Source organism: Ensifer sp. ENS11, from assembly GCF_014851895.1.
Taxonomy (GTDB): Bacteria; Pseudomonadota; Alphaproteobacteria; order Rhizobiales; family Rhizobiaceae; genus Ensifer; species Ensifer canadensis.
In genome coordinates, this window is record NZ_JACVAN010000005.1 from 35261 (window position 1) to 58832 (window position 23572).

Annotated in this window: 20 protein-coding genes; 8 read left to right on the plus strand and 12 right to left on the minus strand. The window is 62.2% G+C overall.

Features of this window, described 5'->3' with window-relative positions; translation table 11 throughout:
• Positions 1-690: 690 nt before the first annotated feature.
• The 3 genes from IB264_RS11510 to IB264_RS11520 all read right to left on the minus strand — a co-directional run bounded on the left by IB264_RS11510 (position 691) and on the right by IB264_RS11520 (position 4217).
• Positions 691-1407 carry a GntR family transcriptional regulator gene (locus tag IB264_RS11510; protein ID WP_025430345.1) on the minus strand — a complete coding sequence of 239 codons (717 nt, stop codon included), beginning with the start codon at positions 1405-1407 and terminating at the stop codon, positions 691-693.
• Between the two features lie 214 nt (positions 1408-1621).
• Positions 1622-2818, minus strand: a complete 1197-nt coding sequence (locus IB264_RS11515) for an amidohydrolase (protein ID WP_057216882.1) — start codon at positions 2816-2818, stop codon at positions 1622-1624.
• Positions 2793-4217: an amidohydrolase family protein gene (locus IB264_RS11520; protein ID WP_192433349.1), complete on the minus strand. Its 1425-nt coding sequence runs from the start codon at positions 4215-4217 to the stop codon at positions 2793-2795. Before IB264_RS11520 ends, IB264_RS11515 begins: the two co-directional genes overlap by 26 nt.
• Positions 4218-4381: 164 nt before the next feature.
• On the opposite strand from IB264_RS11520, the gene IB264_RS11525 reads away from it, so the two are divergent.
• From IB264_RS11525 to IB264_RS11555, 7 genes are all read left to right on the plus strand, one after another.
• Positions 4382-5956: an ABC transporter substrate-binding protein gene (locus IB264_RS11525; RefSeq protein WP_057216880.1), complete on the plus strand. Its 1575-nt coding sequence runs from the start codon at positions 4382-4384 to the stop codon at positions 5954-5956.
• A 160-nt stretch (positions 5957-6116) separates the two neighbouring features.
• Entirely contained in the window at positions 6117-7082 is a 966-nt protein-coding gene (locus IB264_RS11530; protein ID WP_057216878.1) for an ABC transporter permease, read from the plus strand.
• The gene (locus IB264_RS11535; RefSeq protein WP_025430350.1) at positions 7082-7978 is read left to right on the plus strand and encodes an ABC transporter permease; all 897 of its coding nucleotides are present in this window, start codon (positions 7082-7084) and stop codon (positions 7976-7978) included. The genes IB264_RS11530 and IB264_RS11535 overlap by 1 nt, the downstream gene beginning before the upstream one ends.
• Before the next feature lies 1 nt (position 7979).
• The gene (locus tag IB264_RS11540) at positions 7980-9719 is read left to right on the plus strand and encodes an ABC transporter ATP-binding protein (protein WP_057216876.1); all 1740 of its coding nucleotides are present in this window, start codon (positions 7980-7982) and stop codon (positions 9717-9719) included.
• Positions 9716-9853, plus strand: a complete 138-nt coding sequence (locus IB264_RS11545; RefSeq protein WP_156408056.1) for a hypothetical protein — start codon at positions 9716-9718, stop codon at positions 9851-9853. The genes IB264_RS11540 and IB264_RS11545 overlap by 4 nt, the downstream gene beginning before the upstream one ends.
• Before the next feature lie 140 nt (positions 9854-9993).
• On the plus strand, positions 9994-11190 hold the full coding sequence (locus tag IB264_RS11550; RefSeq protein ID WP_192433351.1) for a cyanate transporter: 1197 nt from the start codon (positions 9994-9996) through the stop codon (positions 11188-11190).
• Positions 11191-11378: 188 nt separating this feature from the next.
• Complete coding sequence (locus IB264_RS11555) at positions 11379-12083, plus strand: GntR family transcriptional regulator (RefSeq protein WP_025430353.1); 705 nt, start codon at positions 11379-11381, stop codon at positions 12081-12083.
• Positions 12084-12539: 456 nt separating this feature from the next.
• On the opposite strand, the gene IB264_RS11560 is transcribed toward IB264_RS11555, so the two are convergent.
• From IB264_RS11560 to IB264_RS11570, 3 genes are read right to left on the minus strand one after another with little or no spacing between them, the layout of a single operon-like run.
• Positions 12540-13247 (minus strand): sulfite exporter TauE/SafE family protein, encoded by a 708-nt coding sequence (locus IB264_RS11560; protein ID WP_057207115.1) that lies wholly within the window; start codon positions 13245-13247, stop codon positions 12540-12542.
• Positions 13244-14644, minus strand: coding sequence for an amidohydrolase (locus IB264_RS11565; RefSeq protein WP_192433353.1), 1401 nt, complete (start codon positions 14642-14644; stop codon positions 13244-13246). The genes IB264_RS11560 and IB264_RS11565 overlap by 4 nt, the downstream gene beginning before the upstream one ends.
• Entirely contained in the window at positions 14641-16002 is a 1362-nt protein-coding gene (locus IB264_RS11570) for a uracil-xanthine permease family protein (RefSeq protein ID WP_245449133.1), read from the minus strand. Before IB264_RS11570 ends, IB264_RS11565 begins: the two co-directional genes overlap by 4 nt.
• A gap of 135 nt (positions 16003-16137) precedes the next feature.
• Here IB264_RS11570 and IB264_RS11575 point away from each other — a divergent pair, with 135 nt between their 5' ends.
• Positions 16138-17142, plus strand: coding sequence for a LacI family DNA-binding transcriptional regulator (locus IB264_RS11575; RefSeq protein ID WP_192433355.1), 1005 nt, complete (start codon positions 16138-16140; stop codon positions 17140-17142).
• Positions 17143-17184: 42 nt separating this feature from the next.
• On the opposite strand, the gene IB264_RS11580 is transcribed toward IB264_RS11575, so the two are convergent.
• The 6 genes from IB264_RS11580 to IB264_RS11605 form a co-directional block, all read right to left on the minus strand.
• The gene (locus IB264_RS11580) at positions 17185-18117 is read right to left on the minus strand and encodes an XdhC family protein (RefSeq protein WP_107027020.1); all 933 of its coding nucleotides are present in this window, start codon (positions 18115-18117) and stop codon (positions 17185-17187) included.
• 1 nt (position 18118) lies between these two features.
• A complete protein-coding gene (locus IB264_RS11585; protein ID WP_057207107.1) occupies positions 18119-18706 on the minus strand; it encodes a UbiX family flavin prenyltransferase in 588 nt (195 codons plus the stop codon).
• 3 nt (positions 18707-18709) lie between these two features.
• Positions 18710-20083 carry a UbiD family decarboxylase gene (locus IB264_RS11590; RefSeq protein ID WP_192433357.1) on the minus strand — a complete coding sequence of 458 codons (1374 nt, stop codon included), beginning with the start codon at positions 20081-20083 and terminating at the stop codon, positions 18710-18712.
• 61 nt (positions 20084-20144) lie between these two features.
• On the minus strand, positions 20145-21089 hold the full coding sequence (locus tag IB264_RS11595) for an amidohydrolase family protein (RefSeq protein ID WP_025430361.1): 945 nt from the start codon (positions 21087-21089) through the stop codon (positions 20145-20147).
• 18 nt (positions 21090-21107) lie between these two features.
• A complete protein-coding gene (locus IB264_RS11600; RefSeq protein WP_025430362.1) occupies positions 21108-22031 on the minus strand; it encodes an amidohydrolase family protein in 924 nt (307 codons plus the stop codon).
• A gap of 402 nt (positions 22032-22433) precedes the next feature.
• Positions 22434-23570, minus strand: a complete 1137-nt coding sequence (locus IB264_RS11605; protein WP_375154963.1) for a CobW family GTP-binding protein — start codon at positions 23568-23570, stop codon at positions 22434-22436.
• Positions 23571-23572: the final 2 nt, after the last annotated feature.

Consider the following 23572-nt stretch of genomic DNA (forward strand, 5'->3'; position numbering starts at 1 on the left):
GCAGCCGTAGGCACGGCAAACACCCACGCACAGGAGAACCTCGCCGAGCTTTCCGCACGGAAACCGGCGTATCTGGCACGTTGCTCTCCCGGCGTCGCCGAATACCATCTTTGATTTATATCGCATCCATTTTTGTGTCAATATTGCATCCAATTAATGCATACAATATTATCAGTCAATCTCAGGCGTGCCTGCGCCATATTGCCGGCGCGAACCGCTGGCACAAAGGAATGTTTGGGAAGACGTTTTAACTAATGCGCTGCCGCGAAAAAGGTCGCAACGATGTTGCCAATCACCGACTGTAGGTTTCGTTAAATCGTATTCGATGTAAAAACATGCAGCAATTCAGAGTGCTACAGCGACCTTTGCGCGTCTAACAAGACGCGCGGCGCTGTAGGTGCGTTGCTCGACGCGAGGGTATAAGCGAGAGTGGCATACGACGCGCGCCGAAATCTGCTCACCTTCCGCCCAATCTGCTGGCGGCAAGTTGTATACTATAGATGCCGAATATTGTATTATGTTATGGGTGCAGCCGTCAAAGCGCTACAGCGACCTTTGCGCGTCCAATAAGACGCGCGGCGCTGTAGCGGCGCTGTAGGAGTCCTGACTTTCGTCCGCGCGTGGAAAACGGGCATTGACGTCCAGCAGGGAGCGCCAGTGATCACGCTGGTCACAAGGCGGCAAAACGGTCTAAAGGCCCTCTTCTTTTGCGTAGGCAGCCAGGAGATCCGGCAAGTCGTTTTCCGAGTTGCTTTTCAGCAGAGCGCGCGTTGTGATGGCCCCGATGTGATGGTCCATCAATTTGCACGCCTTTTCGCGATCGTTCCGTGCAAGTGCGGCAATCAACTCGCGGTGCTCCGACACGGCGCAATCGGACGAATGAGGGCGACCATAGAGCGACAAAATCATGGACGAGCGCGAGACGAGCTCGGTAACGTATCGCGATAGGATGGCGTTCTCCGTCAGCTGTGCGAGCAGGACGTGAAACTCACCGGCGAGTTGGATCGAGGCCGACGGATTGTCGAGCCTTGCCTTGTCTTCGGCGTCGACGTGCGCTTCAAGCTCCTTGATCTTCGGGGCCGTCAGACTGCCGATCAGGCTATCGACGACCAACGTCTCCAACGCTCGGCGCACGGCAAAGATATTATGCCCTTCCTCCAGACTGGGGTGGCTGACGCATGCTCCCTTGTTCGGCCGCAATTCGATCAGACCCTCACCGTTCAGTCGCGCCAGAGCCTGCCGCACGATCGTGCGGCTGACGCCCAGCCGCTCACCGATCGAATCCTCGGGAAGTTTCGTGCCCGCAGCGAATGCTTGGTCGAGGATGGCACGCTTCAAGATACGATAGACCGCATCTGACTTGGGGACCGCCGATCTTGCATTGCTGTCGCTGGGTTTGGGAGTCATGATTTTCCTCGAAAATAGCCAAAGCGTGCGATTGATAGCGATTGCCAAGCGTTGGATCGCAAACAACTATCACCACGCAAGCCGAACCGTAAAGCCGCGGTCGGCGGCCCGCTGAACCGGCAGGTTAGGCCGTTGCATAGTGACGGCTCGACCGATCGCGGCCCGCCACTACGAACACCAAATTCCCGACTTTTCGCCTTTCATCGAAAAAGCTTCATTCGATGGCCGGCAAATCGCCAGCCAATTCGCCGCCATTCACAACCACGCGGCCGCGCCGGATGACGGTGCGCCTATGCGGCGTCAGGGCGACGGCTTCCGCCAACGCGCGCGCGGGTACCAGCACCAGGTCGCCGAAGCAGCCTTCAGAGAGACCGTAACCGCCGAGACCGATACCTTCAGCACCACCGAAAGTGCAGATGCGGGCGGTTTCTTCGAGATCAACATCGTTGGTCATACCGTTGCGTTGAGCCAGGTACTTCGCGCGCTCCAGCATGTCACCATTTCCAAACGGCTCCCAGGTCCCCTGAATGCCGTCAGAGCCGGAGGCAACCGTGAGACCGCATTGGCGCATCAGTCGCAATGGCAATGCCGGGGCAGAGGGACTGCCGACGGTCATCACCGCGATGCGTTCTGCAGCGAGCTGGCCGATTAGCGCGTTTTGCCGTGAGGCGTCGAGCGTCCCGAGGCAATAGGCGTGGCTCACCATCACCTGCCCCTGCAGCGACAAGGCGCGGGTCCGTTCGACGATGAGTTCAAGACAATAGGCACCGAGGTCGCCCGGTTCATGCAGATGAATGTCGACAGGTTTTCCGTGACGGTCCGCGAGCGCGAAGATTGCATCGAGGTGACGCACCGGATCGCGCTCGATCGTGGCGGGGTCGATGCCGCCGACGATATCGGCGCCGGCCCTCAGGGCCGCATCCATCAACTCAAGCGTCCCCTCGCGCGGCAGCATGCCGCTTTGCGGGAAAGCCACAATCTGTACATCGACCAGATCGCGCATTGCCTCGCGTGTTTCCAGCACGCCTTCGACATTGGCGATGCCGATCTCGGTGTCGACATCAACGTGGCTGCGAATGCTCAAAACGCCATGGGCGAGCGTCTGAAGGATCTGACGGGCCGATTGCCGACGGGCGTTGATGCCAAGCTCGCGCTTGGCATTGCGGTCGGCCAGGATTCGGTCGTTGCGGGTCGGACCGACCCGGTTCTCGAACCAGTCCATGCCGACAAGTGTCTTGTCGAGATGCGTATGTGCCTCGACAAGCCCTGGCAAGGCGACATGTCCGGTTGCGTCGATCTCGGCCACCGGACGGGCACAATCTGCCGCAACAAACCGACCGTCTCGGATGAGAAGGTCCTCAACAGGCCCACCGAAGGGGCGGGCATTACGGATAAGAAGGTCTGCAGTCATTGTAGATCCTCGATTGTCCAAGCGCCTTGCGATCACTAAGTCCGGCCCGCGCCATCGCCAGCCGAAATGCGCGCAGGGCACGGTCGAGGACCGCGTCTTCGTCCTGGCCGACGAGGCGTCGCCCGCGCATCAGGACACGCCCGCCGACGATGGTGGTGTCCACGTCCGCCCCATTGGCGTATCGGGCAAGGCGCTGCACCGGATCGTGCGGTGGCCAGAGATGGGGCTGACGCATATTCACAAGGACGATATCGGCGCGCTTGCCGGTTTCAAGCGAGCCGAGTTCATCCTCCATCATCAGGGCGCGCGCGCCGTCGATCGTCGCCATCTCCAGCAGCCGCAGCGGCGGCAGCACGGTATCATCTGAGAAATGGCGCGCGTGGTAGCGATGGGCCTGGAACATGTTGCGGAACATGTCGAAGGACCGATCGGGCGCCGCGGCATCGGTGCCGAGCGAAACCACTATGCCGTCCTCCATCAGCTCCGGTGCCGGGCAGCGGCCATAGACCGACATCAGCGCACTCGGATTGTGCGCAACCTTGGCACCGGTCCGCTTCAGGACCGCCCGGTCGGCCTCGGTCAGGTCTATGCAATGGGCAAGGAGCGACCGCTCGTCAAAGAGACCAAGTCGCGCATCGTTGGCGGCGATGGATCCGTCGCGATGACCGTCCTGCACCAGAAGGCTTCGCCTCTCACGCGCGCGGTCGCGGACTTTGCATGCAATCCTGTATACCGTTTCCCCGCGCAGTTCCTGCTCATCGAAAACCGGTAGCGAAAACACGACCTGCAGCCGGTCGTCGCGTCCAGCCCAGGCATCGACCAACTCGGTGGCCACGTCTATCTGCCGGTCTGGGGAGACGACGATGTCGTTGTGGGACGTCGGCGTATACTGGCGATACACGTGATTTTGCCCGGATCGGTTCGGCCCCACGGCCAGAACCTCACGCACCCCCATAGCTGCAATTGAGGCGAGATGCGCCTCCGCCGCCTCTGGCGCCTCGCTGCGCATAATGTCCGGGCCGCCGCCAAACAACAGAGCCGCAGTCGTCGTGCCGCACTTGATCCGCTCTGCCGCCGACAGCGCCGCTTCCGCTGCCCAGAACTCAGGGTCGGTCGCAGTCGCGTAAATGCGGCCGGTCACGTCCATCCAGTCCTCGGCTGCACTGCCCAACCCTTTGGTCAGCATATGTCCGGCATGAGCGTGTGTGTCGATCAGCCCAGGCATCGCGACCATGCCGGCAGCCTCGATGCGCTCGGCCTGCCATTCTCCGGCAAAGCTTCCCTCGCCGATGCCGGCGATGCGCCCGTCCTCGACCAGAACATGGCCGCGCTCAAGAACGCGACGGTCCGCGTCCATGGTAACGATCGTGGCGTTTTCAATCAGCAGTGCATTCGTCATCGGAAGTTCCCTTTCCGGCTGTCGGGCCTGGCGTTCTTTTTTGAGAAGCGTCGCCAAAACCACTTTTGCCATCTTGATATTGTTTGCATCAGATGTACACTATTACTGGGAACATTCGTATCCAATAACACAGATAATATGTATACGCTAAACGGGAGAAACCAGTGAAAACCTCTTTGAAGACCCTCTTGGCGGGTCTCGCCCTTGTGGCGCCGCTTTCCGCCCCCGCCCTCGCCGAGACACTGCGCTGGGCTTCATCCGGCGATGTCATTTCCTACGACCCCAACGCACAGGTCGACAGCTTTACCCAAAGCGTGCACCATATGGTTTTCGACCCTCTGGTGCGCCGTAACAAGGACCTGAAGCTCGAGCCGGCGCTCGCCACCTCCTGGGAGGTCATCGAGCCGACCCGCTGGCGCTTCAAGCTGCGCCAGGGCGTGAAATTCCATGAGGGCCAGCCCTTCAACGCCGACGACGTCGTGGCGACCATCCAGCGCCAGATCGACCCCGGCGCGCGCAACCGCGAGAACCTTTCAACCGTCGTCGGCGTCGAGAAGGTAGATGAATACACTGTCGACCTCATCCTGCGCGGGCCCTATCCGCTGCTCCTCAACGACCTTGCCGCCATCTACATCATGAGCAAGCCCTGGATGGAGGAGCATGACGCGCTGAAGCCGGGCAATGCTTCGACCGGAGTCGTCACCTATGCCAGCAACCATGCCAACGGCACGGGTGCCTTCAAGCTGAAGACCTACGAACCGGATTCGCGCTCGGTCTTCGAAGTGAACAAGGACTGGTGGGACAAGCCGCAGCACAATCTGGACGAGGTCGAGTTCCGTCCGATCGCCTCCGACGCGACCCGCGTCGCGGCGCTGCTATCGGGTGAAGTCGACATGATTGCGCCCGTTCCGTTGCAGGACGTCGATCGCATCGCCGCCACCGATGGGCTGAAGGTCGTCGAGAACCCGTCGCTGCGCACCATATTCTTCATTTTCAGCTACCGGCCGGAACTTCATGCGACCCCCGGCAAGCCCAATCCGCTGCTCGATGTGCGGGTGCGCCAGGCCCTGTGGCACGCGATCGATACCAACACGATCCAGAAGCGCCTGATGCGCGGCAAGTCGCGTACGGCCGGGATGCTCGTCGCACCGGCGGTGACCGGCTACGACGAAACCATCGACGTGCCGCTTCCCTATGATGTCGACAAGGCCAAGGCGCTGCTGGCCGAGGCCGGTTATCCGGATGGTTTCAAAACGGGGCTCGCCTGCCCCAATGACCGCTACATCGCCGACGAGCAGATCTGCCTTGCGGTCGCCTCCATGTGGGCGCAGATCGGCGTCCAGGCCAATGTGAGTGTCGAGAGCAAGACGACCTATTTCCCGCGTACGGACAAGGGTGAGTTCGACGTCTATCTTCTCGGCTGGGCTTCGCTGCCGCCGATGGACGGCTTCAGCCCATTGCAAGCGCTGCTGGCGACCAATGACGGCACCTTCGGCGGCAGCAACGCCGATGGGCTCTCCAATCCCGAGATCGACAAGCTGGCCTATGCCGCAGCCGTTGAAACTGACGAAACCAAACGCGTCGAGATGCTGAAGCAAGCCTTCCGCATCACCCATGATCAGGTATTCTACCTGCCGCTGCACCAGCAGCCGGTCGCCTGGGCGATGAGCAGCAAGCTCGACATGCCGCAGTTCCCGGACGAGTACGTGCGTCCGTGGTTCGCACAGATGAAGAAGTAGTCGGGATTCTCCCAAGGCGCAGTCCCGGCAAGCGAAGCCTGCCGGGACTGCGCTCAAACCGGGTCAACCCTTCCGCGTTGCTGGCGGCGCGGGGGACGCGGGAGCGCAACAGCCCGGTTTTCGCCCCTTCGGGCAAGATCGCTCCCTCAAGGACTATCCGATGATCAGACTCTTTTCAGTCAGGTTGCTTCAGGCCATCCTCGTGATGGTCGCAGTGACTGCCATTGCCTTCGTCATGTTCCGCTTCGTCGGCGATCCCGTCGCCTCGATGGTCCGTGAAGGCGCAACCCAGGCAGAAAAGGACGCGGTCCGTGTCGCGCTCGGCCTCGACAGGTCGGTCGTGGTGCAGTTCGTCGATTTCGTCGGCCACGTGCTGACCGGCGATCTCGGCACGAGCTACCGCTACCAGCAGCCTGTGACCAGCCTGTTGCTCAGCCGTCTTCCGGCCACGCTGGAGCTGGTTGTCGTCGCCACCGTGCTGGCCCTGTCGCTCGGCATTCCGCTCGGAGTGCTCTGCGCGCTAAAACCGCGTTCCTTTCTCTCCCGGCTGACCCAGTCTGCGACACTGGTCGGTATTTCGATGCCCACCTTCGTCACCGGCCTGCTGCTGATCCTGGTTTTCGCAGTGAACCTGCGCTGGTTGCCGTCCTCCGGACGCGGAGACCTCGTCGATATCGGTTTTTGGGAGACCGGCTTCCTCACCCTTTCGGGCCTGAAGTCGCTGATCCTGCCGTCGATCACGCTGGCGCTGTTCCAGCTCACGCTGATCATGCGGCTGGTGCGCTCGGAGATGATCGACGTGCTGTCGTCGGACTATATCCGCTTCGCCTTCGCCCGCGGCTTGCCGCGCGCCTATATCTATGGGCGGCTCGCTCTACGCAACGCGCTAATGCCGGTCGTCACCGTTACGGGCCTGCAGATCGGCCAGCTCATCGCCTTCGCCATCGTCACCGAGACAGTGTTCCAATGGCCGGGCATGGGCCTGCTCTTCACGAATGCCGTCGGCTATCCCGACGTGCCGGTGTTGGCTGCCTACCTTCTGTTCGTTGGCTTCCTGTTCGTCATGATCAACATGATCGTCGACATTCTCTACACCTTCATCGATCCGCGCCTGAGGACACGATAATGGCTACGCAATCCCTGATGCGCCGGCTTCCGCCGGTTTCCGTGATGATCGCCAGCCTGGTGCTCTTCATCATGCTGACCCTCGTCATCTTCGCCCCGCTGATCGCGCCGATGGATCCTCGCGACGTCTCATCCTATTCGCTGATCGACATGGAAATCCCCCCGGCGTTCATGGAGGGCGGTGATCCCCGCTTCCTGCTCGGCACCGACAACCAGGGCCGCGACCTCGTCTCCGTCATCCTGTTCGGGCTCAGGATCTCCGTCGTCATCGGCGTCGGCGCGGTGGTCTTCGCGGCCGTGGTCGGCGTCGTGCTCGGTCTCGTCGCCGGCTTCTTCGGCGGCGTGATCGATGGCATCGTCATGCGCATCGCCGATGTCTTTGTCAGTTTCCCCACCATCCTCGTCGCACTGCTCATCAGCGGCATCGCCCGCGCGCAGCTCAGCGCCGAAACGATGCTTGCCTGGGCGCCGCTGGTGTTGATCTTCTCCATTGCCGTCAACGAATGGGTGCAATATGCCCGCACCGTGCGCGCCTCGACCATGGTGGAAGTTGCGCGCGACTACGTGCGCGCCGCCAAGGTCATCGGCCTGCCGTCCGGCCGCATCATGGGCCGCCACATTCTACCAAACATCATGAGTTCGGTGATGGTCATCGCCACCATCAACCTTGCGGGCGCGATCCTGACGGAGGCGACGCTCTCCTTCCTCGGCGCCGGCATGCCGCCGACCTATCCCTCGCTCGGTACGTTGATCCGCATCGGCAATCAGTTCCTGTTCTCCGGCCTCTGGTGGATTGCGGTGATGCCGGCGACTGTACTGGTCGTCCTTGTGCTGGCCGTCAACGTGATCGGCGACTATTTGCGCGACCACTTCAACCCGAAACTGATGGTTCGCTGAGATGACCGAATCCACGCTCCCCGTCCTCGACATTCGCAATCTCTGCGTCGAGTATCCGCTGGCCAACGGCAACACGCTTAAGGCCGTCAAGAACACCGATCTCATGATCCGCCCCGGGGAAATCCACGCCCTCGTCGGTGAATCCGGCGCCGGCAAGACCACTGTCGGCAATGCGCTGATGGGTCTCCTGCAGGCCCCTGGTAGAATCGCATCCGGCTCCATCGTCATCGCCGGCAAGCAGATCGACCTACGCACCGGCCGCACCGAAGGCATTGTGCCCGGACGCGATGTCGGCGCGATCTTCCAGGATCCGATGACGAGCCTCAACCCGCTCTTCACGGTGGAAAGCCAGCTCTGCGAAGGCATGCTCACCCATCTGAAGCTTTCGTCCAAGGAGGCGAAGGCCCGCGCGCTGGAACTGATGAAGGCCGTCGGTATTCCGGAGCCCGAACGCCGGCTCAGCAGCTATCCGCACCAGCTTTCCGGCGGACAGCGCCAGCGCGTGGTCATCGCCACCGCACTCGCCTGCAATCCGCAGCTTATCGTCGCCGACGAGCCGACGACCGCGCTCGACGTCTCGGTGCAGGCCCAGATCCTCAAGCTCATCCGCAATCTTGCGGACGAGCGCGGCGTCGGCATTCTGCTCGTCACGCACAATATGGGTGTCGTCGCCGAGATCGCCGACCGCGTCACCATCATGCAGAACGGCGCGGTGGTGGAAAGCGGGCCGACGCGCGAGGTGCTGACCGCGCCGAAGGCGCCCTATGCCCGCACGCTGATCGCCGCCGTGCCGCCGATCGAAACACGCCTCGAGCGTCTACCGGTCCCGAGTGAGGAAACGCAGGTGTCGCTCGACGCCCGCGCCACCGTGCGCCGCAAGAGTGCAAAGAGCGAGGCGGGCAGCCGCGACGACGTGGTACTCTCCGTGCGCGACCTTGCGGTGGAGTATGGCAGCCGTTCGTTGATCCCAGGCCGCAAGGCGTCAGTCTTCAAGGCGGTCAAGGGCGTCTCGTTCGACGTCCGGCGCGGCGAGATTTTCGGCCTCGTCGGCGAATCCGGCTGCGGCAAGACCACCGTCGCCAACTCCATAGCCGGCCTCGTCACCCAGAGTTCGGGCACCATCGATTTTCAGGGAACGGCGCTCGGCGCCCGACGTGAAAAATCGGTGCGCCAGTCCCTGCAGATGGTGTTCCAGGACCCCTATTCGGCACTCAACCCGCGCCTGCGCATCAACTCCGCGATTGCCGAGCCCATCCTGTTCTACAAGCTCGCTTCCAATGCGCAGGAAGCCCGGCAGGACGCCAGGACGCTGCTCGAAGCTGTCGGCCTTCCCGCCGATGCCGGGTCGCGCTTCTCGCACGCTTTCTCCGGCGGTCAGCGCCAGCGGATCGCCATTGCGCGCGCGCTCGGGCCGCGCCCTTCGCTGCTCATCTGCGACGAGCCGACCTCCGCGCTCGACGTCTCGGTACAGGCGCAACTCCTCAACCTCCTGAAGGATCTGCGCGACCTCGCCGGCCTCTCCATGCTGTTCATCAGCCACGACCTCGCGGTGATCCGTCAGATGTGCGACCGCGTGGCCGTCATGAAGTCAGGGCAGATCGTCGAGCTTGCCGATACCGAAACGCTCTTCACCGCGCCGCAACACGAATATACCCGTGAGCTTCTTCGCCTTGCCCCGTCACTTGAGCGCATCCTGGGCGCGAACTCGCCTCGGCCTGGCCGTGGATGGCAAAACGGATGAGAATCTCCCCTTGCCGGCACGCCGTTCTCGATGCCGCCCAGCTTGAAGCCGATCTCATGATCGACTGGTCAGGTTTGCGCGATACGCTGGAAACGCCGCGCGTCTTCCGCGTCACAGCCGAGATACGGATTTGATTGAATGAATCCCGTGCACGGCGTGGCTTTGCTGCTGTGCCGAAGTTATTGCACGTCGCAAACGAATTGGTGCACTGCCGCGCGCATGCCTTTTCGGGCCACAGCAAAATAAAAAGAAGACGTAAAGGAAATACCCGATCATGCCGAAATCAACCCAGCCCGCGACGGGCCGGCAATGGATGCTGCTCACTCTCGTCTTGCTGGTTGCTGTCAATTTGCGGCCGTTTCTCACCGCACCGGGGCCCGTGCTGTCCGAGATCGTCGCCGAAACCGGGATGGGATATGGCAGTCTGGCCTTGCTGACGCTGCTGCCGATGATGCTGATGGGCGTCGGCGCCTTCGTGTCGCCCTCGCTGCAGGCCAGGATCGGTACGCGCCGCGGTATTCTCATCGCCCTGCTTGTGCTAGCCGCCGGCTCCCTGCTGCGGCTCGTCGCGCCCGGCGGCGTAGCGTTGGTGACAACCGCCGCCCTTTGTGGCGCCGGCGCCGCCTTCATCCAGGCGGCCTTTCCCGGCATCATCAAGGCGGAGTTTCCCCAAAGCATCCCGGTTGTCACTGGACTCTATTCCGCGTTCCTGATGGGTGGCGGGGCCTTAGGCGCGCGGCTGACGCCACTTCTCGTCAATCACGGTTATGGCTGGCGCCCAGCGCTGGCCTGGCTCGCGGCGCCCGCACTTGTCGCTCTCTGCGCCGCATGCTTCATCCTGTCGGACTCGCGCAGCGACCGTCCAGACAAGACGCTCACCGGCCGGCTGCTCCGCCGGCCGCGTACATGGACGCTTATCGTCGCCTTCGGGTTGGTCAACGCCGGTTACTCCTCCGCCGTCGCCTGGCTGGCCTCCTATTACCAATCTCTTGGCTGGAGCAGCGGCGACAGCGGCAATCTCGTGGCATTGATGGCAATCTGTCAGGCAGCGGCGGCCCTCGCCCTGCCGGTTCTTGCCCGCCGCAGCATCGACCGGCGAGCGTTCCTCCGCATGACGCTGGCGATGCAGGCAGTCGGCTTTGCCGGTCTCGCTTTCATGCCGCAGGCAGCGCCCGCCGTCTGGGCAGCCCTGTGCGGTGCTGGCCTCGGCAGCAGCTTCTCGTTGGCGATCGTCACCGCCCTCGATCACCTGCCGCGGCCGGAGGAGGCGGGCGTGCTGGTGGCGTTGATGCAGGGTGGCGGTTTCCTGATCGCGTCCCTCGGCCCCTTCGCCACCGCATTCCTGCACGACGTCAGCGGCAGCTTCGCCCCAGGCTGGGTGATGCATCTTCTCTGCGTCGCCAGCGTGTTCTTCCTTTACATGCGCTTCAACCCATCACGCTATGCGCAAGAGATGCAATCACCGATCTGAGCGAGATTGATTTGCTCTGAATCGGCGGTGGCACTTTGGCCTCGTCACGTTCGGTCGACGTTGATGCCTCGGACCTCGCACAGGACGGGTGTCGAAACAGCTTGCCTCTCGAGATACCAAGGCACTGGACATGCCGCCATTTTGTATGCAATTCGAGGTGACAATCACCAGGATTTGGAGAAATCAGAATGGCAAAGAAAGAGAGCGATGTAGGCGGTGGCCGCGCTCAGGCCGTTCATCGTGTCCTGAAACGCGCAATCCTCGACCAGGCGCTTTCGCCAGGATCAAAACTGCCGGAAGATTCTATCGGCGAACGGCTTGGTGTCAGCCGAACCCTGGTCCGCGAGGCGCTGGTTCGCCTTAGCCAGGAGGGATTGGTCGAGTTACGCCCGAACAAGGGGGCGATGGTTTCACGGCCGACGCTCGAAGAAGGGCGCAATCTGTTCCTTACTCGGATGGCGCTGGAACGGCTCGTGGTGGAAACACTTTCGGGCAAATTGACCAGCGAGCAAATCGACGTGCTTTCCACGCATATTTCGCTCGAGGAAGCCGCTAAGAAGGAGCGGGCCCCGTCGATCCGGCTGGCGGGCGAGTTCCATACCCTCCTTGCGCAGATGACGAACAACACGAGCCTAATTCGTTACGTGAACGAACTGGTCGCCCGAAGTTCCCTGATCCTCGCGCTCTATGGCCGACCGCATTCTTCGGAATGCGCCGTATCGGAACACCGGGACCTTCTGGACAACTTGATTGCTGGCAAGACCGACGAGGCGACCACCCTTATGGGGCATCACCTCGAGTCGGTTACGACACGCGCACTCCTTCCCACGGATGGCGACCGAAACATCAAGGAGGTGCTGTCCGCCTACGCTGCGGCGGAGGGCCTTGCCTAGAGCATTTCCAGGAAAAGTGCGAAGCGGTTTTCCGCCAGGAAATGCGTAAAAACAAAGAGATAGAGCGTTTGTTCGATTCCGTCTAAATCGGAAGACGAAACAGGGTGAGACCGGTGACGACCTCGTATCCCTGAGCGCTGCGATCCGACACGTCAGGATCGCCGGATCACCCAGACTGAGCCGCAAGAGCAGGAAGACGACGAGGATGACCGGCACCACGCCAAGCATCCTCCTTGCAACGTAACCTGGCGTGCAACTCCAACCAGATTGAATGCATTTCTCCTATAATCTTGTATTCAATCCGCACAAAGCCACCGAAAAGTACGGAACTCTCCGCCGAAACAGCCAATACCCTAACCTTTCCCAGACGGCCTGTAGCCAATGAAGAGCTTGCTGCAAGACCCAGCGGGCGCCTTCCGGCCCCCATGCGCGTGTGGAATTTCGTCCCTCCTTGCCTCAGCGCACAATGAGGAACACTCCGCTGACGATGGCAAAGCTCAAAACGGCAACGCGAAGACCGCGTCCGCCGATACGATGATGCGCCAACCTGGAGACCGCGCTTCCAAGCAGGACGGCGGGTGTCAAATAGAGTGCCGCAAGCAGCTGCTCAAAACCCAGTCGTCCGGAGATAGCCAGCACGACCAGCGACATCACCTCCCCGACGAGAAAGCAAAAGGCGACCGTTGCACGCAAGACCGGTGCCTTGGCATGCTGGTAGAGCAAGGCGAGAGGTGGGCCGCCGATGCCGGTGGCGGTTTCGGTGACCCCCGTGAACAGGCCGACACCGAGGGCGCTCGGTTTGTTCGGCGTAAACGGTGGGGCAACAAGAGCGGCGGCGGCGGCAATCACCGTGAAAATACCGACCGCAAGGTCCAGCTGGTCGAGTGAAAGCGCGGCCAGCAACCAGAGACCGGCGAACGTTCCAGCAAACCGGCCAACGGTGATCCAGGTCGCGCCCGACCAGTCGACGTGCGCGCGCTCGCGTAGCGCGACATGCAGATTGAGCGGCAGCATCAACAGGAGCAGTGTCACTGGAAGCAGTTCAGGCTTCAACATCCCGACGACCGGCGCGACAATCAGGGCAAAGCCGATCCCGAGTGCGCCTTGGATGAACGCGGAGACGAACGTCACGATGGCCAGAATGGCGATAAGGCTAATGCTCATTGATAGTGCCCAAGACCGCGATGCGTTTCGGAGAGCGGGTGAATTCTCTGGATCGGCGCCGCCGCGATAACAGCAGCCGCGTCCCCCCTTATCTCCGCCAACAATGCCCGCGCATCCCAGTCGATGGGCCAGCCTTGCCAAAGCCTGAGGCGCCCGCCGGTGAAGACGGCATCGATCTGGTCGCGATTGCCGTAACGGACAAGCTCCCACATGAGATCGTGCGAGGGGGTAAACTCCGGCCGGTCGAGATCGACGAGCAGGAAGTCGGCGGCAAGGCCTTCGGCAATCGAACCGGTTACCGCCGATAGGCCCGCCACGTTCGCAGCACCGGATGTCGCACGATCCAGCCAGAGTGAGCCGCCACCGCAGGACGAATCTCCCGTAGCAAGGCCAATGCCCGCGCGCTGCAAGCCTTCGGCCGCATCCATGAGCCGAAACCCGTCGGCGCGGGTACCGTCGGTGCCCAGCCCGAAGCGGATGCCGAGGGCTGCCATATGCAGCGCTGGCGCCACCGCATTGCCCTTCCACAGACTTGCCACTGGATTGTAGGCGACGGCGGTGTCGGTTTTCCGCAAGAGGTTGAGTTCATGCGGTGTGACGAGCGTTGAATGCGCCAGCAGAACCTGGGGGCCGAGGGCCCCCAGGTGGTCCAGGTGTTCGATTGGCCGGCGGCCCCTCGCCACCAGCGAACGTTCCACGGCAACGAGATGTTCGTTGACATGGGTCTGGAACACGACCCCGGCCGCGGCCGCCGTGTCGGAAACCGCCTTCAACATCGCATCGCTGGCGGCTTCCGGAATGGATATCGCCAGAGAGGGATGGATCAGCGGATCACTGCCAAAGGTCGACAGGTGCTCCTCGGCCTGTTGCAGGATGACGTCTGGTTCAGGGATATGCGCGGCGCCGCCAAGATCATTGCAGATAAAGCCGACGACGCTGCGAAGCCCGACTTCGCGCGCGGCGCGCACGAGCGCGCCGATATGGCCCTGCGAACGGGTGCCGGCATCGACGGCGGTGGTGAAGCCACCGCGCAGACACTCCAGTGCGGCGAGCTTGGCAGAGAGATAGACCATTCGCTCGTCCAGACTGCCTTCCAGCGGCACCCAGATCCGCCGAAAGATCTCGGACGGCTCCCCGAATACCAGGGCTTTGCCGAGTGACTGGGTCAGGTGCGTATGGGTGTCGACGAAGCCGGGCATCAGCAGATGACCCGGCAGGTCGGTCGGCGCGAGCTCCGGATAGTCCCTGGTTATCGCCTGCGCCGTGTCGACCCTGTGAAATTTGCCGGCGCGTATGACGACGGCCATACCGGCCCGTGGCCCTTCCGGCAGCAGGATGTAACCTGGACGCAGAAGCAGGTCATCGGTTGTCGACAGTTTTTGGCGGATTGCGGTCACTCGTTTGCTCCCTGGGCAGTGGATTTCAGTGAAGGCGCCGATGCCGCAGTGCCGGCGCCGTAATGGGAAAAGAAGGCGTTGACGACGACGGCCGTGATGGTGCCAGCGGCAAGCCCGTTGCCGAGGACCATCTGCGTCCATTGCGGAAACTGGCTGTAGACGCCCGGCACCAGGATCGGCAGAAGGCCGATCGACAGGGCTGAGGCCAGGGTGAACATCGGACCGTGTTCGCGCAGATCGACACGACGCAAAAGGTCGATCCCGATGACGCCGATAATCGAGAAGACGATGACCGCCGTGCCGCCGACGACAGCACCAGGCAACGCCGTGGCCATGCGTCCGACCGGCGCGACGAGAGCGATCAGGACGAGAATTGCGCCCGCCATGGCGGTTACGTAGCGCGACTTGACATTGGTGGCGCGCACGATGCCGACGTTCTCGCCGCTGGTGATGATCAAGGAGGTGCCGAACAGGCCGCCGACGAGAGACATCAACGCATCGCCGCGAATGGTTGCCGGAACGATCGCATGCACATCTCCCCTCCGCCCGACGATCTCGGCGGTGGCGATGGTCTGACCGGTCGCCTCCGCCATCGAAATGATCGAGAAGACGATGAGAGGCACGGCGGCGATAAGATCGAACTTCGGCATGCCGAACGGAAACAGCTGCGGAACGGCGACGACCGGGCCGACGAGGACGCCGGACAAATCCATATGGCCGAGGGCAAGAGCGACGAGTGAACCGCCTACCAGACCGAGCATGACGGCAAGCCGCTGAAGCGTACCGCGAAAGACGCGCGCAGCGACGACCGTCAGAATGATGGTGATCAGGGCCAGACCAACCTCGATCGGCGCCGCGAAGCCTTCCGTTCCGGGCTTGCCGGTGATCGTCACGCCATAGATGCGCACGAGGTTGACAGAGACCAAGAGCAGCATCGTTCCAACGACGATTGGCGGAAAGTAGCGCAGAAGTCGGCGAAAGACGGGCAGCGCGAGAAAATAGAAGATGGCCGTCACAATGACAGCGCCCACCGCCGTCTGGACATCGGTCTGCTGCGCGATCACCAGGAAGATGGCGATCGGCGCGCCGCCCGGTACCATGACAAAGGGCAAGCGCGCGCCAAAACCCTTCGGGCCAAAGCTCTGGAGCATCGAACCGAGGCCGCAGACAAAAAAGGTTGCGCTGATGAGCGAGACCGTCACGGCCTCGGAAAAGCCAAGAGCCTTGCTCACCAGAAAAACGGCGGTGATAGGAGACGCCGCCATCACCAGGACATGCTGAACGCCAAACAAGACCAGGCTGCGCAATGGCAGCCTTTCATCGGCCGGATCGACCACTCCATTCATTTCATTTTGCATCATTTCCTCCTCCCGGCCTCCTCAAGCCGCCATGCAAATCGTTTTGCATACACGACTCGTACCATGGAATTCGTCGAATGCAAATCGTTTTGCAGAGTGCCGGCGACATGCTAAGACGGGCAAACTGGAGGCATCATGGGAAAACCTACTATCGCCGACCTAGCCAAGGCGGCGGGCGTGTCAGTCACCACCGTGTCGCACGCGTTTAGCGGGCGCCGCTATGTTGAGCCGGAAACACGCAAGCGCATCGAGGCACTCGCACACGAAATTGGCTACAGGCCCAACTACCGTGCGCAACGCTTGCGAACCGGAAGGGCCGGATCGATCGCGCTCGTCTCATCGATGCCATTCGCGGTTGCTGCTGGTCCCTCGCGCCTGGGTTTCCTGATGGAGATCGCCGCAGCCGCAGCCGTCGCAGCCTTTTCGCGCGGCATCGCGCTGTGCCTTGTCCCTCCGCTGGGTCCGAGCGACAGCCTGGACGCGCTTGAAGTGGATGGCGCCATCGTCGTCGAGCCGGAACTCAATGATCCGGTGCTGGATTTCTTCTTCAATCGCGGCGTCGATGTCGTGTCCATCGGACGCGCACCCGGCCGGGCCGACCTTCCTTTCGTGGATCTGCAGAGTGGGGCAACGGCCCACCTAATGCTCGATCACCTGCTCGCAGGCGGCGGTCGCGTCGGGCTGATAACCGGCGTGCAAAGACGCAATTCCTATATCGAGATGGAAACCATCTATGCGGAGCGCATGGCGAAAGCCGGCCTCTCACCCCTTGCCGTTCGCGTTGACGAACGGGGGGGCGAACAGGCCGCGGCCGTGGCCGCCGAAGCTCTCCTGCGGGCGGACCCCACCATTTCTTCCCTATGCGTGCCGGTCGACGCCTTTGCGACTGGCGTTCTGGACGCGGCACGCTCCGTCGGACGCAAGGTTCCCCAGGACCTCCGCCTTGCGACCCGTTATGACGGCATGCGTGCCAAGTTGGCCACCCCGCCCCTCACGGCGGTTAATCTTCATCTCGATCAGGTGGCGGCGGCGGCGGTCGATCTGCTCCTGGCCCGTCTGGGCCACCACGACCACGAACCAGGCGTTGTGTCGCCACCAACGCTGGTGCCGCGAGCTTCGTCGGGGGCGCCACCGGTGTAGGTTTGTACATTGCAATCCTGGGGGCACCGGACATTTCCCTGACTACTCGGACGCAACGCGTGATTTCGCGACATCTGCAACGACCGAAAGGGCAAGCGAATTCGCGTCCCTTGCCTTGTCGAAGATTCCGATTGGAGCCTTGATGCGGGCAAGGTCGGCCTCACCGTAACCGCGCTGCCGTAGGACCGTGCAGCGCTTGGCATGGGTGCGCCGGCTTCCGAGTGCTCCGATGTAGAAGACCGGCGATGCCAAGGCACGCTCGAGCAATGCCAATTCCCGGTCGATATCGTGGAACAGGAGCGCGACCGCGGTATCCCCGTCCAATTGATCCTGCGGAGGCATCCGGCCCCACTCGGCGGCAATGATCTCGTAGCCGGACGCGGCTGCGACGCGTGCCACGGCGCCGGCTTCCATCGGCGTACCGGCGACGAGAAGCCTCTGCCGTGGGCGGTAGGCGCGCACGAAGCAATCCCCTTGCCAACCGGTCGCCCCCTCGCCCGGCTCGAAGACGAGCGTCCGTTGGCGGGGATGGTAGCGCAGGCGAACGGGCGTGCGCTGCTGTAAGGCCGCAAGTGTCCGGAGCAGAACGGCTGCATCGCGGATGACGTGGATCGCGAGCGTGATGCCACCGCCGCAGGGCAGCACGATGTCGAGGAAGGGCGAACCTTCGCCGAACCGGAGATTTCGGTCCGTGCCATTTTGCAGGGCGATCACGGCCTCAGCCGCAACCGCCGCCTCGGTGCAGCCGCCGGAAACAAACCCGCAATAGAGGCCGTCTTGCCGCACCGCCATTTGCGCGCCGATAGCGCGGGCCGCACCGCCGTGGATTTGAACGAGCGTAACCAGGGCGGCAACGTAGCCGTCTTCAAGAGACTTTGCGGCAAAGCGCAGGATGTCGATCGCATCGTCCGACAGGAAAGCGGCGCGGGGAACTTGCGCGATCGGTTCCAGGTCGGGAGCAATGCGGGCGGTCATGCTATTCGGCCCCTGCCTGCGTTCCCTGCCAGCGCCGTACGATGCCAGGGTCGAGGTCGAAGAGGTCGAGCACGCGGCCAACCGTATGGTCGACCATCTCGCCGAGACTTTGGGGCTTGGCGTAGAAGGCCGGCACCGGCGGATAGATGATACCGCCCATCTCCGTGACCTGCGCCATGTTACGGATGTGGCCGAGATGGAGCGGCGTCTCGCGCAGCATCAGCACGAGGCGGCGGCGCTCCTTCAGCACCACGTCGGCGGCGCGCGAGAGCAGGTTGTCGGTCGTGCCGGTCGCGATCTCTGCCAGCGTCTTTACCGAACAGGGCGCGACGATCATGCCGAGCGTCTTGTAGGAGCCGGAGGAACAGACGGCTCCGATATCCTTGTTGGAATGGGTGGTCGTGGCGAGCGCCTCGAGATCCTGCTTCGAAAAATCCGCCTCGGCCGCAAGCGTGATGCAGGCCGCACGCGACATGATCAGGTGCGTTTCGATGTCGAGGTCGCGCAGCACTTCGAGGATGCGCTTGCCGTAGACCACGCCGGAAGCGCCCGAAATACCGACGATCATACGTCTGGGCCGCGTCGTCATCGCCTACCCCACACTTTCGAGGAGCGCCGCAGCACGGGCGGATGCCTCGTCGCTGATGCGGGCGCGCACGCCGTGGAAATTCGGCCCGCGCGTGGCATCGAGGCCCATGCGCGAGGTCGTGCCAATGCCGCTTGCCGAGGGATCGAGCGCATTGCCCGGCAGGCCCTCGATGATGACGACGTCCTTGTGGGGCTGGAAATGGGTGGCGAGCGCCCAGAGCACCTCGCTGTCGCGGGTGATGTCTACATCCGCATCCACGACGACGACAGTCTTCAGATACTGGTCCCAGCCGAGGAGGCCGAGCATGACCTGTCGGGCCTCACCCTCGCGCATCTGGTTCATCGCGATATAGGCGTGGAAATGAGTGCCAGAGGACGGGTAATGCACTGCCGTGATCGAAGGGAAGCGAGCCCTCAGCTTTTCCACCACTTCCGCCTCACGCGGCACACGGCCGAGATTGAGGTGTTCGGCGGAATTGCCGCCCGCAACGCTGACGAGGATGGCATCACGCCGACGCATAATGGTTTCGACGGTGAAGAGATTGTTCGTCGAGCGGTCGGAGGAATAGCCGGTGAATTCGCCGAACGGCCCCTCTTCCACATGGGCTTCCGGATCCAGCACACCCTCCAGCACGATTTCGGCATGGGCGGGAACGCGGATACCATATTTCGGCGTGCGGACCACCTGCAGGGGTTCGCCCATCAGACCGCCGGCCACATCCCGCTCATCCTCGCCGAAGGCAAGGCGGGCGGAGGCGGCGAGCATGAAGAGCGGATGGCCGCCGATCACCATGGCGACCGGCATGGGCTCGCCCCTCTCCTTCGCCATATTCATCAACCGCCAGAGATGGCCGCGTGAATGCAGCGAGGTCGCGAGCGAATTCCTCGAATGGATCATCGCGCGGTGATAGCTGAGATTGCCGGCACCGGTCTTGGGATGCTCGCCGATGATGATACCGCTGGTGATGTATTTCGCGCGGTCCGTGTCGAAGTGCTTGAGCATGGGCAGCGCGTGGAGATCGACGGCATCACCTGAAATGATCTCGTCAGTGACCGGGCCACTTTCCAGAAGCTCCGGCGTGAACGGCCGGTTGGCGCGCGCCTGATAGGCTTCATGCAGGGCGTCGGCGGTCGAGCCCAGAAGACGGGCGATGCGGTCACGCGAGGCGAAGATGTTCGAGAGCACCCCAGCTCCGATGCCGCTGACATTCGTGAGGTGCAGCATCGGATGCTGGCCCTTGTTGGCAAGGGTCCAGATCAGCGCGGTCACGTCCTGATCGTCCGAGACGGGCCGGTCGATGGTGATGACGTCCTGGCCATGGTCTTCCCGGTAGTCGGCCAGGAAACGGCGAACGTCTTGCTTGTGATACTTGGTCATGTCTCGGCCTCGATGCTGCGGATGGGTGGCGGCGCCCCCAAAGGGCGCCGCTGTCGTCAAATCAGGCGAATTCCAGATGCCGGCCGGTGGCACGATCGACACCGGCATAACTGTCCTTCAGGCGCGCCTGGGCGTCCCTCAGGTCGCGTGGCGGCGGCGATGGGTCGATGCCTACGAGCTTTGCGATATTGTTGCCGAGATAGCCTTCCAGATCGTCCTCGGAGAGGTTGATGCCGTGCGGCGGGTCCTTGCAAAGCACCTCGAGTTCGCGCAGCCACATGCCCGGATCGTTCGGTGGGCTGTCCGTCCCGAAGACAATCTTGTTCTTCGGCAGTTGCTGGGCAAACTCGACGATGCGCGACTGGAAGCACCAGCCGGATTCGCAATAGACATTGGGCGTGTCCATGGCCATCCAGAACGACTCGAACGAATAGTTGCCGCCCGTCTGAATTCCGAAATGGCCGATGATGAAGTTGACCATCGGGAATTCGCGAATGATCGGGTAGAACATCGTGGGGATCGTGTAGGGCCCGTCGCCGGTGTGGATCAGCACAACCACGCCGAGTTCGGCGCACTTCTTCATTGCTGGACGCAGCCAATCGAGCGCGCGGTCGGGGCGATAGCCGTGCATGTTGGCGTGCAGCTTAAGCATCTTGAAGCCGTATTCCTTGACATGGAATTCCAGCTCCGCTGCGCCGTTTTCAGGCCCCCAGCGCGGGTTGTAGTTGAAGTTGCCGATGAAGCGGTCCGGGTATTTCTGGCAAAGCTCGGCGCAATAGGCCATGTAGTCGCGAATGCCGTCGCGGCCCTTGCGGTTGCCGTCGCGGTAGCCGGTATTGCCCGGCGGCGGCTGGATGAAGCCCATGTCGATCCGGCGCGGCTTGCCGTTGATCATATAGGGGCCGTCCATCAGCTTGAGCATGCGCTCGCCAGTGAAGGGCTCGCCGGTATGACGCCACGCCTCGTCGACGAGGTTGGTCGGGTGAAGATGGGTATCGATGATCATTGTTCACTCCGTTCAAATTTACGCGGCAAGTGCTACGCCGTGCTGGCGCAGATACGCCTCGGCTTCCTCGACGGTGGCCGGTGGTTTCGTCGCTTCCAGCCCGATCATCCGGGCGACGTTGTTGCCGAGATAATCTTCGAGCGTATCCTCATCGAGGTTGAGGCCCTGCGGCGGCTCGTGGCACAGCACTTCCAGAAGGTTGATCCACATGCCCGGCTCGTTCGGCGGCGTATCGGAACCGAAGAGGATCTTGTGCTTGGGCAGGACCTTGGCGAATTCGACGATACGCGACTGAAGGCACCAGCCGGATTCCACGTAGACGCTCGGCGTGTCGAGCGCCATCTGCATCGGCTCGAACACATAGACGCCGCCGGTCTGGACGCCAAAATGCGCCAGGATGAAGTTCACTTCCGGGAACTCACGGATGATCGGGTAGAACTCCGTCGGGATTGAATACGGACCGTCCCCGGTATGCACCTTCACCATCAGGCCGAGATCGGCGCATTTCTTCATGGCCGGCCGTAACCAATCAAGCGCGCGGTCCGGGCGGTAGGCGTGCATGTTCGCCTGGAGCTGCACCATCTTGAAATCGAACTCCTTGGCGTAGCGTTCGATCTCTTCGGCACCATTTGCCGTGCCGTAGCGCGGGTTGTAGACGAAGCAGCCGAGGAAACGGTCGGGATGCTCCGTCACCATCTTTTCCGTATAGGCCATGTACTGGCGGATGGCGGCCTTGCCTTCCAGGTCCATGACCTCGTGGGTATAAATGGTGTTGCCCTGCGGCGGCTGGATGAAGGCCTTGTCGATACGGCGCGGCTTGCCGTTGACGTAATAGGGGCCGTCCATCATCTGCAGCAGCCGCTCACCGGTGAACGGCGCCCCGTCGTGGCGCCAAGCCAGATCCACCAAATCGGTGGGGTAGCAGCTTAGATCAATTATCATTGCGTTCTCCTGTCGTAGAGGGTCCGGTCGATGCGGGGCCGCGCAGTGAACCAGGCCGGCCGAAGCGGGCGTGGATCCGCGATCTCAGGAAATGCCGATGACGGGGAAGGAAAGCTGGTGCGGATGCAGCAGCGCGGCTGCAACCAACGGGTATTCCATTCTTCGTGAGCATCGACATCGCGGCCTCATCTTCCAACAGACGGTGAGCAATTGTCGGTGCTTCTACTCGCTGTCGAGGAAACCACGTGACGGGCTTTATGTCAATAAAAAAATCAATCTAACGTATTGTTTTTAAATGCTTTTGTGCCGCCAACGGCAGCGACCGCCCGCGCGCTGGAGGGCGCGCGGGCGGTTCAGACAGAGGGACTTGCGCAAGCGGTGTTCGCGGCGGGAGAAGTGCCGCTAGGTCGCCAGGCATGCACGCAAGTTTCTGTCTATGCCGTCACGGTCGAGATTGCGGCCGATGAAGACGAATTTCGACTTCCGCTTGTCCTCGCCCCATGCGTGGTCCGGGCGGAAATCGACCAGCTTGTGCACCGCCTGGAGGACGAAGAAGCGATCATCATCGGCGACCGAAACGATGCCCTTGGTGCGGAAGATGTCGTCGCCGTGCGCACCGAGATAGCCCTTCAGAAAGGTCGCAAGCTTTTCGCGGTCGAAGGGGTCCGGATAGACGAAGGAATGGGATTTCACCGTCGCGTCGTGCTGGTGCGGGCGGCGAACGGGCTCGTGCGCATGGCCATGATCATGGTGGTGGTGGTGGTGGTGGTGGTGGTCATGGTCGGGGTGGTCGCAGGCTGGATCGTGGCAGTCCGCGTGGATGTGGTGATGCGCGTCGTGGTCTTCGTCCAGGTCGATGTCGAGGATTCCCGCACGGTCGCGCACATAGGACGGCCGGAAGCCGTTGATGCCGAGGATGTTGGAGAGTTCGACGACGCCGTAGCTCGACCGCAGGATCGGCGCCGTCTGGTTGAGCTTGCGCAGCGAGCCCTCCAGCGAACCAAGCGCCTCTTCGCCGGCAAGGTCGATCTTGTTGACGATGATCCGATCGGCCGCGACAATCTGGTTGACCGCCTGGTTGTCGCTGCCGTCCAGCACCGGATCGTAGAGGTGCTGGTCGATATGTTTAGCATCCACCAGCGTCACCACCGCATCCAGCTCCACCTCGTCGGCGACGGTGCGGTCAACGAAGAAGGCGGTGGCCACAGGCGTCGGATCGGCAAGTCCGGAGGTTTCGACGATGATGTGGTCGAACTTGTCCTTGTGGCTGAGGAGCTTCTTCATCACGTCGATCAGGTCGTTGCGCACGTCGACGAAGCAGCAGATGCAGCCGTTCTGCATCTGGAAAATTTCCTCGTCCGAGGCAAGCACCAGGTCGCTGTCGACGTCCACCTCGCCGAATTCGTTCTCGATCACCGCGATGCGGTGGCCGTGCCGTTCGGTGAGGATGTAGTTGAGCAGCGTCGTCTTTCCCGATCCCAGGAACCCTGTCAGGATCGTGATCGGGAGCTTCTGCTGGTTCGCAGCTTCGATATGGATGT